Annotated in this window: 7 protein-coding genes and 2 pseudogenes; 5 read left to right on the top strand and 4 right to left on the bottom strand. The window is 60.5% G+C overall.

Going from position 1 to position 12,971, the window contains the following annotated elements; genetic code table 11:
• Positions 1-293 precede the first annotated feature (293 nt).
• Positions 294-4,247, top strand: a complete 3,954-nt coding sequence (gene putA / locus KW848_RS11845; protein ID WP_218536916.1) for a trifunctional transcriptional regulator/proline dehydrogenase/L-glutamate gamma-semialdehyde dehydrogenase — start codon at positions 294-296, stop codon at positions 4,245-4,247.
• Between the two features lie 261 nt (positions 4,248-4,508).
• The gene (locus KW848_RS11840; RefSeq protein ID WP_218536915.1) at positions 4,509-6,311 is read left to right on the top strand and encodes an acyl-CoA dehydrogenase; all 1,803 of its coding nucleotides are present in this window, start codon (positions 4,509-4,511) and stop codon (positions 6,309-6,311) included.
• Between the two features lie 131 nt (positions 6,312-6,442).
• Here KW848_RS11840 and KW848_RS32425 read toward each other — a convergent pair whose 3' ends face one another.
• From KW848_RS32425 to KW848_RS11825, 4 genes and pseudogenes are all read right to left on the bottom strand, one after another.
• Complete coding sequence (locus tag KW848_RS32425) at positions 6,443-7,174, bottom strand: methyl-accepting chemotaxis protein (protein WP_375154713.1); 732 nt, start codon at positions 7,172-7,174, stop codon at positions 6,443-6,445.
• 135 nt (positions 7,175-7,309) lie between these two features.
• A pseudogene (locus KW848_RS32420) lies at positions 7,310-8,335 on the bottom strand (cache domain-containing protein); the annotation flags it as partial.
• A gap of 145 nt (positions 8,336-8,480) precedes the next feature.
• The gene (locus tag KW848_RS11830) at positions 8,481-8,783 is read right to left on the bottom strand and encodes a cell division protein ZapA (RefSeq protein WP_008149648.1); all 303 of its coding nucleotides are present in this window, start codon (positions 8,781-8,783) and stop codon (positions 8,481-8,483) included.
• Positions 8,780-9,010, bottom strand: a complete 231-nt coding sequence (locus KW848_RS11825; RefSeq protein WP_008149645.1) for a hypothetical protein — start codon at positions 9,008-9,010, stop codon at positions 8,780-8,782. The genes KW848_RS11830 and KW848_RS11825 overlap by 4 nt, the downstream gene beginning before the upstream one ends.
• 209 nt (positions 9,011-9,219) lie before the next feature.
• Between KW848_RS11825 and KW848_RS32415 the strand changes: the two are divergent.
• The 3 genes and pseudogenes from KW848_RS32415 to KW848_RS11815 all read left to right on the top strand — a co-directional run.
• Positions 9,220-10,056: pseudogene (locus KW848_RS32415) on the top strand (MCP four helix bundle domain-containing protein); the annotation flags it as partial.
• The gene (locus KW848_RS32410) at positions 10,039-10,911 is read left to right on the top strand and encodes a methyl-accepting chemotaxis protein (RefSeq protein ID WP_371925560.1); all 873 of its coding nucleotides are present in this window, start codon (positions 10,039-10,041) and stop codon (positions 10,909-10,911) included. The pseudogene KW848_RS32415 and the gene KW848_RS32410, both read left to right, overlap by 18 nt.
• A 298-nt stretch (positions 10,912-11,209) precedes the next feature.
• On the top strand, positions 11,210-12,952 hold the full coding sequence (locus KW848_RS11815; protein ID WP_008149642.1) for a potassium/proton antiporter: 1,743 nt from the start codon (positions 11,210-11,212) through the stop codon (positions 12,950-12,952).
• The last annotated feature ends 19 nt before the right edge of the window (positions 12,953-12,971 follow it).

Raw genomic sequence — 12,971 nt, 5'->3', positions numbered from 1 at the left:
ATGCTATTCAACAAAGCAAATAAGGTGCAACCAGTTTCGCGAGAATAAGTTGCACCTAATCGGATTTACCTGAAAAAGCCCTGTTTTTGCTCCTTTTTAGCGCAGTCTTGGCGGTTTACTAGAAGCAAAAGCACCAAGCAGGAGCGGTACGCTCGTACCGGAATTTATTTCCTGACGAGCTGCGTATTATTCCGACAAAAAAAGGGTTGCACCCGGTTGCACCTCGACGGTTGCACGGCTAATCTTGCCGCCAGCTGATGCCACGCGGTCGTGGCAAACATGAGGATAAAAATATGGCTACCACCACCCTTGGGGTCAAACTTGACGACCCGACCCGCGAGCGCCTCAAGGCCGCCGCGACCTCGATTGATCGCACGCCCCACTGGCTGATCAAGCAGGCAATTTTCAATTACCTGGAAAAACTCGAGGGTGGTGCAACCCTGACCGAGCTGAGCGGTTTGATCAGCAAAGATGCTGACGACGCCGGCGAAGTCCACGCTGACCACGCGCACCAATGCTTCCTCGAGTTCGCCGAAAGCATCCTGCCGCAATCGGTCCTGCGCGCTTCGATCACCGCCGCTTACCGTCGCCCTGAGCCGGAAGTGGTGCCGATGCTGATCGAGCAGGCTCGCCTGCCGATCGCCATGGCCGAAGCCACCAACAAGCTCGCCGCCTCGATTGCTGAAAAACTGCGCAATCAGAAGAGCGCCGGCGGCCGTGCCGGGATTGTTCAGGGCCTGCTGCAGGAATTTTCCCTGTCGTCCCAGGAAGGCGTGGCGCTGATGTGCCTGGCCGAAGCGCTGCTGCGCATCCCGGACAAAGGCACCCGCGACGCACTGATCCGCGACAAGATCAGCACCGGTAACTGGCACCCGCACTTGGGCAACAGCCCGTCGCTGTTCGTCAACGCCGCCACGTGGGGCTTGCTGCTGACCGGCAAACTGGTCGCCACCCACAACGAAGCCGGCCTGACGTCGTCCTTGAGCCGCATCATCGGCAAGAGCGGCGAGCCGATGATCCGCAAGGGCGTCGACATGGCGATGCGCCTGATGGGCGAGCAGTTCGTCACCGGCGAAACCATCGCCGAAGCCCTGGCCAACGCCAGCAAGTTCGAAGCCAAGGGCTTCCGTTATTCCTACGACATGCTGGGTGAAGCCGCACTCACCGAGCACGATGCCCAGAAATACCTGGCCTCGTACGAACAAGCCATCCACTCGATCGGCAAAGCGTCCCACGGCCGTGGGATTTATGAAGGTCCGGGCATTTCCATCAAGCTGTCGGCACTGCACCCGCGTTACAGCCGTGCGCAGTACGAGCGCGTGATGGACGAGTTGTACCCACGCCTGCTGTCGCTGACCCTGCTGGCCAAGCAATACGACATTGGCCTGAACATCGACGCCGAAGAAGCCGACCGCCTCGAGCTGTCGCTGGATCTGCTGGAGCGCCTGTGCTTCGAGCCGCAACTGACCGGCTGGAACGGCATCGGTTTCGTGATCCAGGCTTATCAAAAGCGTTGCCCGTACGTGATCGACTACGTGATCGACCTGGCTCGTCGCAGCCGTCATCGCCTGATGATCCGTCTGGTAAAAGGCGCGTACTGGGACAGCGAAATCAAGCGCGCCCAGGTCGAAGGCCTGGAAGGCTATCCGGTCTACACCCGCAAGGTGTACACCGACGTTTCCTACATCGCCTGCGCTCGCAAATTGCTGTCGGTGCCGGAAGTCATCTACCCGCAATTCGCCACGCACAACGCCCACACCCTGTCGGCCATTTACCACATCGCCGGTCAGAACTATTACCCCGGTCAGTACGAGTTCCAGTGCCTGCACGGCATGGGTGAACCGCTGTACGAACAGGTTGTAGGCAAAGTTTCCGAAGGCAAGCTGAACCGTCCGTGCCGCGTGTACGCACCGGTCGGTACTCACGAGACGCTGTTGGCGTACCTGGTGCGTCGTCTGCTGGAAAACGGCGCGAACACCTCGTTCGTCAACCGCATCGCCGACCAATCTATTTCGATCCAGGAGCTGGTGGCCGATCCAGTGGCCAGCATCGAGCAGATGGCGACGCTGGAAGGCGGCTTCGGCCTGCCGCACCCGCGTATCCCGCTGCCGCGTGATCTTTATGGTGCCGAGCGCGCCAACTCCAGCGGCATCGACATGGCCAACGAACATCGTCTGGCTTCACTGTCCTGCGCCCTGCTGGCAACCGCTCATAACAACTGGAAAGCCGCGCCGATGCTCGGTTGCGCGTCCAGCACTGAAACCCCGGCTCCGGTGCTGAACCCGTCGGATCTGCGCGACATCGTCGGCCACGTACAGGAAGCGACCGTCGAAGACGTCGATAACGCGATCCAGTGCGCCCTGAACGCTGCACCGATCTGGCAGGCCACTCCGCCCGCCGAGCGCGCCGCGATTCTGGAACGTGCCGCTGATTTGATGGAAGGCGAGATCCAGCCGCTGATGGGCCTGCTGGCTCGCGAAGCCGGCAAGACCTTCGCCAACGCCATCGCCGAAGTACGTGAAGCCGTGGACTTCCTGCGTTATTACGCGGTGCAGGCGCGCAACGATTTCACCAACGACGCCCACCGCCCATTGGGTCCGGTGGTGTGCATCAGCCCGTGGAACTTCCCGCTGGCGATCTTCAGCGGCCAAGTCGCTGCGGCACTGGCTGCCGGCAACCCGGTTTTGGCCAAGCCAGCGGAACAAACTCCGCTGGTGGCTGCTCAAGCCGTGCGCTTGCTGCTCGAAGCCGGGATTCCGGAAGGCGTGGTGCAATTGCTGCCGGGCCGTGGCGAAACCGTTGGCGCGCGTCTGGTCGGTGACGATCGGGTTAAAGGCGTGATGTTCACCGGTTCGACCGAAGTCGCTCGTTTGCTGCAACGCAATGTCGCTGGTCGCCTGGATGCTCAAGGTCGCCCGATTCCGTTGATCGCCGAAACCGGTGGCCAGAACGCGATGATCGTCGACTCTTCGGCACTGACCGAACAAGTTGTGATCGACGTGGTGTCCTCAGCCTTCGACAGCGCCGGTCAACGTTGCTCGGCACTGCGTGTGCTGTGCTTGCAGGAAGATTCCGCTGACCGTGTCATCGAAATGCTCAAAGGTGCCATGGCTGAATGCCGTCTCGGCAACCCGGAACGCCTGTCCGTGGACATCGGCCCGGTGATCGACGCCGAAGCCAAGGCCGGTATCGAGAAGCACATCCAGGGCATGCGCGACAAAGGTCGCAGCGTGTACCAGGTGGCAATCGCCAACACCGAAGAAGTCAAACGCGGCACCTTCGTGATGCCGACGCTGATCGAACTGGAAAGCTTCGACGAACTGCAACGGGAGATCTTCGGTCCGGTGCTGCACGTGGTTCGCTACAAGCGCAAAGACATCGATCAGCTGATCGGTCAGATCAACGCTTCCGGTTACGGCCTGACCTTGGGTGTGCACACTCGCATCGACGAGACCATCGCCAAGGTGGTCGACAACGTCAACGCCGGTAACGTCTACGTGAACCGCAACATCGTCGGTGCTGTGGTCGGCGTGCAGCCGTTCGGTGGCGAAGGCTTGTCGGGTACGGGTCCGAAAGCAGGTGGTCCGTTGTACCTGTACCGTCTGTTGTCGACACGTCCTACCGATGCAATCGAACAATCCTTCGCTCGTGGTGATGCCATCGCGACACCGGACGTTCGTCTGCGTGATGCCATGAGCAAACCGCTGAAGGCCCTGCAAGCCTGGGCCGGCAGCAGCAAGCTCACCGACCTGAGCACCCTGTGCGTGCAGTTCGCGGCGCAATCGCAAAGCGGGATCACCCGTCTTCTGGCGGGCCCGACCGGCGAACGCAACAGCTACGCCATTCTGCCGCGCGAACACGTGCTGTGCCTGGCGGAAGTCGAAGGCGATCTGCTGACGCAACTGGCGGCGGTATTGGCCGTCGGCGGTTCGGCGGTATGGCCGGAAGCTGAATTGACCAAGGCGTTGTTCGCACGTCTGCCGAAGGACATTCAGGCGAAGATCAAACTGGTTTCCGACTGGAACAAGGACGAAGTGCTGTTTGATGCGGTTCTGCATCATGGCCATTCCGATCAGCTGCGTGCGGTCTGCCAGCAAGTGGCCAAGCGTGCCGGCGCGATTGTCGGGGTTCATGGCTTGTCGCAAGGCGAGACCAACATCGCGCTGGAGCGTCTGGTGATCGAGCGGGCGTTGAGCGTTAACACTGCTGCGGCGGGTGGTAATGCCAGTCTGATGACTATCGGCTAAACCGCAACAAGACCAGGCACCTGCAATAGGTGCCTGGTTCGCAATATCCCCTGTGGGAGCGGGCTTGCTCGCGAAGGCGGAGTGTCAGTCGACATCCACATTGACTGATCCACCGCCTTCGCGAGCAAGTCGAATCGTCGCACCGCCGCCCCCACATTTGATTAGCGGTGCCCGCACCGCACCATCACGCTCATCAATCATCCTGTTCAGCCTTTATTCGCACGCCTAGACTCGGTCCATTCCAAAAAAAGGTAGGCCGCCATGTCCGAGACGTTGCTCAGTTCCCGCAATCTGGCTTTCGAGCTGTATGAAGTCCTTGATGCCGAGGGCCTGACCCAGCGTGAGCGTTTCGCCGAGCACAACCGCGAGACCTTCGACGCCGCCATCGGCACCGCCCGCACCATCGCCGAGAAGTTCTTTGCCCCGCACAATCGCAAGGGTGACGAGAATGAGCCGCGCTATGAGGACGGTCAGGCAATTCTGATTCCGGAAGTGAAACCGGCGGTGGATGCCTTCCTTGAAGCCGGTTTCCTCAACGCTGCGCGCAGTTTCGATGCGGGCGGCATGCAACTTCCTACGCTGTTGTCCCAAGCCTGCTTCGCACATTTCCAATCGGCCAACGCGGCGTCGACTTCTTATCCGTTCCTGACCATGGGCGCGGCGAACCTGATCGAAAGTTTCGGCACCGAGGAGCAAAAACAGCGCTTCCTGCAACCGATGATCGACGGTCGCTTCTTTGGCACCATGGCGCTGACCGAACCCCATGCCGGCTCGTCGCTGTCGGATATTCGTACCCGCGCAGAGCCTGCGTCTGACGGCACGTATCGACTCAAGGGCAACAAGATCTTCATCTCCGGCGGTGATCACCCGTTGTCGGAAAACATCGTGCACATGGTGCTGGCCAAGTTGCCGGATGCACCGGCGGGTGTGAAAGGGATTTCGCTGTTCATCGTGCCCAAGTTTCTGGTCAACGATGACGGCAGCCTGGGCAAACGCAACGACGTGTTGCTGGCCGGGCTGTTCCACAAGATGGGCTGGCGCGGCACCACCTCCACCGCGCTGAACTTCGGCGATAACGGCGAGTGTGTCGGCTACCTGGTGGGCAAGCCTCATCATGGCTTGAGCTACATGTTCCAGATGATGAACGAGGCGCGGATCGGCGTCGGCATGGGCGCGGTGATGCTCGGTTACGCCGGTTATCTGTATTCCCTGGAATACGCCCGCGAGCGGCCGCAGGGTCGCGTGCCGGACAGCAAGGACCCGAACACCGCGCCGGTGGCGATCATTCAGCACGCCGACGTCAAACGCATGTTGCTGACTCAGAAAGCCTACGTCGAAGGTTCGTTCGACCTTGGGTTGTACGCGGCGCGACTGTTTGATGACACCACAACCCTTGAGACTGAAGCTGAGCGCAAACAGGCCCACGAACTGCTGGATTTGCTGACGCCGATCGTCAAATCCTGGCCGTCGGAGTTTTGCCTGAAGGCCAACGAACTGGCGATCCAGATACTCGGCGGCCATGGCTACACCCGCGAATACCCGGTGGAGCAGTATTACCGCGACAACCGCCTGAACCCGATCCACGAAGGGACTCACGGCATTCAATCGCTGGACCTGCTGGGCCGCAAACTGGCACAGAACGGTGGTGCGGGGCTCAAGCAATTGATCCGCCTGATTGCCGATACCGCCGAGCGCGCTCAAGCGTATGAATCGTTAACCGCGCTGCGTGAGCCGCTGGAGAAATTGGTGGCGCGCCTGCAAACGGTGACCATCGGTTTGCTGACGGATTTGGCGCAAGGCAAGGTTAATAGCAGCCTGGCGAACTCGGCGCTGTACCTCAAAGTGTTCGGGCACACGGTGATTGGCTGGCGCTGGCTGGAGCAGGCGATTCGCGCGCAGGAAGGGCTGGCCAAAGGGAATGCGGTGGATGTGAGCTTCTATAAAGGCAAGCTGCAGGCGGCGCGGTATTTCCTGACGTGGGAAGTGCCGGGTTGCCACCATGAACTGGCGATTCTTGAGGCGCGGGATGATGTGTGTCTTGGGATGCAGGATGAGTGGTTCTAACTGGAGCCTTGTGGTGCTGCTGACATCCATTCGCGAGCAAGCCCGCTCCCACAGGAGTCCGCGTTGAACCAAACAACGCGATCAACTGTGGGAGCGGGCTTGCTCGCGAAGGCGCCCGCACAGACAACTCATCAACTCAGCTTGAACCCACCCACTTGCCGCGCCAAATCATCCGCCAACCGCTGCAACGTCTGACAATCCTCACGACAAGCCCTGACCTCCCCGGCGGTGGCACGGGCCAGGTCAGAAATCCCCTGCACGTTCCGGTTGATCTCTTCCGTCACCGCCGACTGCTCTTCCGTCGCCGCCGCCACCTGATGGTTCATGTCGCTGATGCGCTCCACCTGCCCGGTAATCGCGGTCAACGACACCCCGGTGCGTTGGCTCGACTCAACGCCCGTGCCAGTCGCCGCTTGCCCGGAATGCATCGACGACACCGCGTTCTCCGCGCCTTGCTTGAGGCTGCCAATCATCTGCTGAATCTCATCAGTCGATGACTGCGTGCGCCGCGCCAACGTGCGCACCTCATCCGCCACGACCGCAAACCCACGCCCCATGTCCCCGGCCCGCGCCGCTTCGATGGCCGCGTTGAGCGCGAGCAAATTGGTCTGCTCGGAAATCCCGCGAATCACTGCCAGCACCTGATCAATGGATGCCACTTGATGGGCCAACTCGCCCACCGCACTGGCAGCGAGGCCGATTTCATCGGACATGCTTTCAATATGCCGGATCGACCCGCCCACCACTTCCCGCGCCTGCATCGCCTCATCCCGGGCAGTTTGTGACGCCACCGCGGCATTGCCGGCGTTCTGGGCGATTTCCTGCACCGTCAGGCCCATTTCGTGAACGGCGGTGGCGACCATGTCGGTCATTTCCTGCTGTCGGCCGGAGCGTTCGGCAGTGTTGTCCACCACCCGCGCCACTTGCCCGACTGCCGTGCGTAAACGCTCGCTGGTGGTCAGCACTTCGCCGATCATGTCGCGCTGACTTTCCAGGAACCGATTGAAGCCGCGAGCCAGGTCACCCAGTTCATCCGCGCGACTGGAATCTAACCTGTGGGTCAAATCTCCACCACCGCTACCGATGGCTACCAGCGCCGCTGTTACCCGACGGATCGGCCGCACCAATCCACGGGCCAACAACACCACCAGCATCAGGCAAACCAGCGCCACCGCCAGGCCAATACCGCTGCTCATCCACATCGCGCGGCGGGCTTCGGCATAGATCTGCGACTGTGGCACTTCGGCCACCAGGGTCCAGCCCAAGTCCCGCAACGGCAGACTCAATGCCAGAAAATCTTCGCCATCGCGATCGAAGCTGCTGTGGGTGGCAGCCTGTTGGCCCATGACGGCTTGCGCTGCCGGGGCGCCAATCTGTTCGGCCAACGTGCGCTTGCCGCTGAACTGCGCTTCGGGGTGAACCTGGATCAAACCGTCGGAACGTACGAGATAGACCTTGCCGCGCTCACCGAAGTTGAAGTTGTGGATCAGCTCCGACAGCTCTTTCATGCTCAGGCCAAGCCCGGCAACGCCCACGACTTTGCCGGCCTGCTCGACCTTGAGGTCGATGAACAGCGCCAACTCTCCGGTCGCGGTGTCATTGTCGATATTGAGGGTGCGCGGCTGGTTGCTGTCGAGAAACGAATAGAACCAGGCGTCTTTGGGGTTGGAGCGGCTGAGGATCCGGTCCAGGCCTTTTTCCGTGAAGTAATGGTTTGAAGCCGTGCCGACGATCAGCGCGGTAAAGGCTTTGTGCTCGGCGCGGATGCCTTCCAGATAGGTGACGAAGGTGCTGGTCTGGGCACTGTTTTCACCCCCGGCCAACCAGTCGCGCACCATGCTATTGCTGGCGATGTCCTTGGCGGCGGTGAGGGGCTGAACGAGGATTCGCTCGATGTCGTTGCGCATCGCTTCGATGCTCGACGGCAGCGCTTGCTCGACCAGATAGCGCTCGGCGAGGCGATTGACCACGAGGGTATAAATGCCAACCACGATCAGAATACTGACCAGCAGGGCGGTGCCCATGCTCAGGATCAACTGCCATTGAATACTGCGTCGCCAGAACTGCATGGAGCACCCCCAAAGAATAAGAGGCTGAAACACTGCAACAGCCGTGCCGATTGTATACAACACAAACGACAATTTATTCTTTGGTTGTGCGCAAAGCCGATCAGGCCTGATTGATCGTCTTGGAGATCACTTCAACCGTGGCGCTGACTTGCTCTTGGTAACGGTCGAGTTCCTGCTTGTGCTGCTTCTGCATTTCGATCTGCTGGGAGCACAGATTCATCGCGGCCAATACCAGCAAGCGGTCACCGATCAGCGTCGGGTACTTCCTTTTGGTGTCGGCCAGGGCAGCCTTCAGCATTAACGCGGCGTCCAGCAGGGTTTGCTCTTCCCCGGCCGGCGCCTTGATCGAATAGTCCTCCCCCAGGATCGAGACGACTTTTACCCCTGCGGCGCCGTGATTCATGCGCTGACTGGGCCGGCGCTGACGCGCTCAACCAGGGCCTGGATGCGTGCCGCGGTGGCACCTTGTTTCTCTTCCTGTTCCATCAGGCTCAGTTGCAGGCTTTCGTTTTCATCCTTGGCCTGGGCCAGTTCTGCGCTCAGGGTTTGGTTGGTGCCGAGCAGGGTCTGGTTCTGTTGCACCAGGTCGCTGACCAGCTGTTCCAATTGGCTTAGGGATGCTTCCAACATTTTGATTTTCCAAGCATTTTCAAAGGGCGCGTACGATAAAGAAAAGTCACCACGGATGCCAGGGTTATTGGGGCGCAAGGCCTTGATTTTCCTGGCGGGCGACCTTCCTCGCGAGCTTTAAAGACTGTGATTGGCGGATCTGGTTCCTGCACTTCGTCGCCGGAGCGGTTGTGCGACAAAAACCCGCAGGGGCTCAAGACTTTAGTCGTATGACCGATAAGTCATCCATACGTCAGTCTCAGCGCCGCACGGATGCGCTCTTTTCGGTAAACACCATGTCCCTTCGTAATATGAATATCGCTCCACGGGCGTTCCTCGGTTTTGCCCTGATTGGCGGCCTGATGCTGATTCTGGGTGTGTTTGCCTTGAACCAGATGAGCAAGATTCGCGGCGCCGCCGAGGACATCACCTCAAGCAGCGTGCCGAGCATCAAGAGCCTCGACGAATTCACTCAGCTGACCCTGCGCCTGCGGGTGCTGTCCTACCGTTTGCTGGTGAACCGCGAGCCGGACGTCCAGCAAAAGACCATGGATCTGCTGGAAACCCGCAATCAGCAGATTCGTGCCGCTCAGGCGACTTACGAAAAACTGATCACCAGCCCGCAGGAACGTTCGGCCTACGACCAGTACGTGCAGTTGCTCGGCCAGTACCGTCAGATCGAAGACCGGATGAAGACCCTGTCGCGCAACAATCAGGTGGATGAACTGCGCACCCTGCTCAACACCGATCTGCTGACCAACTCTGAAGCGGTGAACACCGTGTTGAACCGTTTGCTGGAGATCAACACTCAGCAGACCCTCGACACCAATCAACAAGCCGCCGACCAGTACGCTTCGGCCTTCAACCTGGTGATCACCCTGCTGGTGATCGCGACCGGCCTGACTCTGCTGTTCGCCTGGTTGTTGACCAACAGCATCACCAAGCCGATCGCTAATGCCCTGAGCGCTGCCGAAGAAATTGCTGAAGGCAACCTGACCCGCCCGATCACCGTCGATGGTGAGGACGAAGCCGGCCGCTTGCTGCTGGCCATGTCGAAGATGCAGGACAAGCTGCGCGACACCCTGCAACGGATTTCCGGGTCCGCCACGCAACTGGCGTCCGCCGCTGAAGAACTCAACAGCGTCACCGACGAAAGCGCCCGTGGCCTGACCCAGCAGAACAACGAAATCGAACAAGCTGCCACCGCAGTCAACGAAATGACCAGCGCCGTGGAAGAAGTCGCGCGCAATGCCGTCAGCACGTCCGAAGCCTCGAAGAACGCCACCACCTCCGCCGGTGATGGCCGTGACCTGGTGCAGGAAACCGTCAGCGCCATCGAACGCATGAGCGCCGACGTGCAGAGCACCGCCACCCTGATCGGCGACCTGGCCAACGAGTCCCGTGACATCGGCAAAGTGCTGGACGTGATTCGCGGCCTGGCTGATCAGACCAACTTGCTGGCATTGAACGCCGCCATCGAAGCCGCCCGTGCCGGTGAGGCCGGTCGTGGTTTTGCCGTGGTGGCGGACGAAGTCCGTGCCCTGGCGCATCGCACCCAGCAGTCGACCAGCGAAATCGAACGCATGATCGGCAGCATCCAGAGCGGTACCGAGCACGCAGTGGATTCGATGCGCAACAGCACCGAGCGTGCTGAGTCGACGTTGAACATCGCTCGTGGTGCAGGCATGTCGCTGGACACTATTAATAGCGCGATCGTCGAAATCAACGAACGCAACCTGGTGATCGCCAGCGCGGCCGAAGAGCAGGCGCAAGTGGCCCGTGAAGTGGACCGCAATCTAGTGAACATTCGTGATCTGTCGGTGCAGTCGGCGACCGGGGCTAACCAGACCAGTGCCGCGAGCAATGAGCTGTCGCGATTGGCGCTGGACCTGAACAACATGGTTGGGCGGTTTAGCCTCTAAGAGCACCGCGAACTCTGTGGGTAAGGGATTTATCTGTGGCGAGGGGATTTATCCCCGTTCGGCGGCGAAGCCGTCGCAAGACCTGTTTGCGGGGCATGCCTGAAAGAACGCAGGGGGCCGCTTCGCAGCCCAACGGGGATAAATCCCCTCGCCACAGTGATTGCACCCGGAGCTGCGGGTGTCATCTGCTTGCTGCAAAAGCTTTTTGACAGCATCACATTTCAACAGGTTAGAATCGCTGGCACGCAGACTGCATGGTCAGTTTGCGCCCGCCTTTCAGCTTTCTGGAGTACTGCCTTTGAATGCGACGACCATCAACAGCCTGTTCTTGATCGGCGCGTTGCTGGTAGGTGCAAGCATTCTGGTGAGCTCACTTTCATCGCGCCTCGGTATCCCGATTCTGGTGATCATCCTCGCGGTGGGCATGTCGGCCGGCGTCGATGGCGCCGGCATTATCTTCGATAACTACCCAACGGCTTATCTGGTCGGCAACCTCGCGCTGGCCGTCATCCTGCTCGACGGCGGCTTGCGCACCCGGGTTTCCAGCTTCCGCGTGGCGTTATGGCCGGCGCTGTCGCTGGCGACGGTCGGGGTGTTGATCACCACCGGGCTGACCGGCATGGCCGCCGCGTGGCTGTTCAACCTGAACCTGATTCAGGGCCTGCTGATCGGCGCTATCGTCGGTTCCACCGACGCCGCGGCGGTGTTCTCGCTGCTCGGCGGCAAAGGCCTGAACGAACGGGTGACCGCCAGCCTCGAGATCGAATCCGGCAGCAACGACCCGATGGCGGTGTTCCTCACCGTGACCCTGATCGACATGCTCGCCAGCGGCCAGACCGGTCTGCATTGGAGCCTGCTCGGGCACTTGATGCGTGAGTTCGGTATCGGTGCTGTCATCGGCCTGGGCGGCGGCTGGGTCATGCTGCAACTGGTCAACCGTATCCACTTGGCCACCGGCCTTTATCCGATCCTGGTCATTGCTGGCGGACTGGTCGTGTTTGCCCTGACCAACGCCTTGCACGGCAGCGGCTTTTTGGCGGTTTACCTGTGCGGCCTGGTCATCGGCAACCGCCCGGTGCGCAGCCGCCACGGCATTTTGCACATGCTCGATGGCATGGCCTGGCTGGCGCAAATCGGTATGTTCCTGGTCCTCGGGCTGCTGGTAACGCCCCATGACCTGTTGCCGATTGCCCTGCCCGCTCTGGGCCTGGCGCTGTGGATGATTCTGTTTGCGCGGCCGTTGTCGGTAATCGTCGGCCTGCTGCCCTTCAAGGCGTTCCATGGGCGCGAGAAGGCGTTCATTTCCTGGGTCGGGTTACGCGGCGCGGTTCCGATCATTCTGGCGGTGTTCCCGCTGATGGCCGGCCTGCCCAACGCCCAGCTCTATTTCAACCTCGCCTTCTTTATCGTGTTGGTGTCGCTACTGGTGCAGGGCACGAGCCTGCCGTGGGTGGCGAAGCTTTTGAAAGTGACCGTTCCGCCGGAGCCGGCACCGATCTCCCGCGCCGCCCTGGAAGTCCACGTCACCAGTGAGTGGGAGCTGTTCGTTTATCGCCTCGGTGCCGAGAAATGGTGCATCGGCTCGCCCCTTCGCGAACTGAAAATGCCCGAAGGCACCCGCATTGCAGCCCTGTTTCGTGGCCAGCAACTGCTCCATCCGTCGGGTAGTACAGTGCTCGAAGTCGACGATTTGCTGTGCGTCATCGGCCATGAACACAACCTTCCGGCCCTCGGAAAACTCTTCAGCCAGGCACCGCAACGAGGCCTCGATTTGCGCTTCTTCGGCGACTTCGTACTCGAAGGAGACGCCCAACTGGCTGCGGTTGCGGCGCTGTACGGGTTGAAAGTGGAAGGCATCGATCCAGACATGTCGCTCGGCCACTTCATTGCCCAGAAAGTGGGCGGTGCCCCCGTCGTCGGTGACCAGGTGGAGTGGAACAACACCATTTGGACCGTCGCGGTCATGGAAGGGAACAAGATCGGTAAAGTGGGCGTCAGATTCCCCGAAGGAAGTCGCCCCGGTCCGGGACTCTTCCTCTAAACTCCACACTTCGTCTCGC

This window comes from Pseudomonas sp. PDM25 (assembly GCF_019219045.1).
In the GTDB taxonomy this organism is placed as follows: domain Bacteria; phylum Pseudomonadota; class Gammaproteobacteria; order Pseudomonadales; family Pseudomonadaceae; genus Aquipseudomonas.
The sequence above is the reverse complement of the archived record's forward strand: the minus strand, read 5'-3'. Positions and strand labels throughout refer to the sequence as shown.

Coding starts and splice junctions, on each gene's coding strand:
- putA (WP_218536916.1), top strand. CDS start 294: ATGGCTACCACCACCCTTGGGGTCAAACTTGACGACCCGACCCGCGAG.
- KW848_RS11840 (WP_218536915.1), top strand. CDS start 4,509: ATGTCCGAGACGTTGCTCAGTTCCCGCAATCTGGCTTTCGAGCTGTAT.
- KW848_RS32425 (WP_375154713.1), bottom strand. CDS start 7,174: ATGGTCGCCACCGCCGTTCACGAAATGGGCCTGACGGTGCAGGAAATC.
- KW848_RS11830 (WP_008149648.1), bottom strand. CDS start 8,783: ATGAATCACGGCGCCGCAGGGGTAAAAGTCGTCTCGATCCTGGGGGAG.
- KW848_RS11825 (WP_008149645.1), bottom strand. CDS start 9,010: ATGTTGGAAGCATCCCTAAGCCAATTGGAACAGCTGGTCAGCGACCTG.
- KW848_RS32410 (WP_371925560.1), top strand. CDS start 10,039: ATGTCGAAGATGCAGGACAAGCTGCGCGACACCCTGCAACGGATTTCC.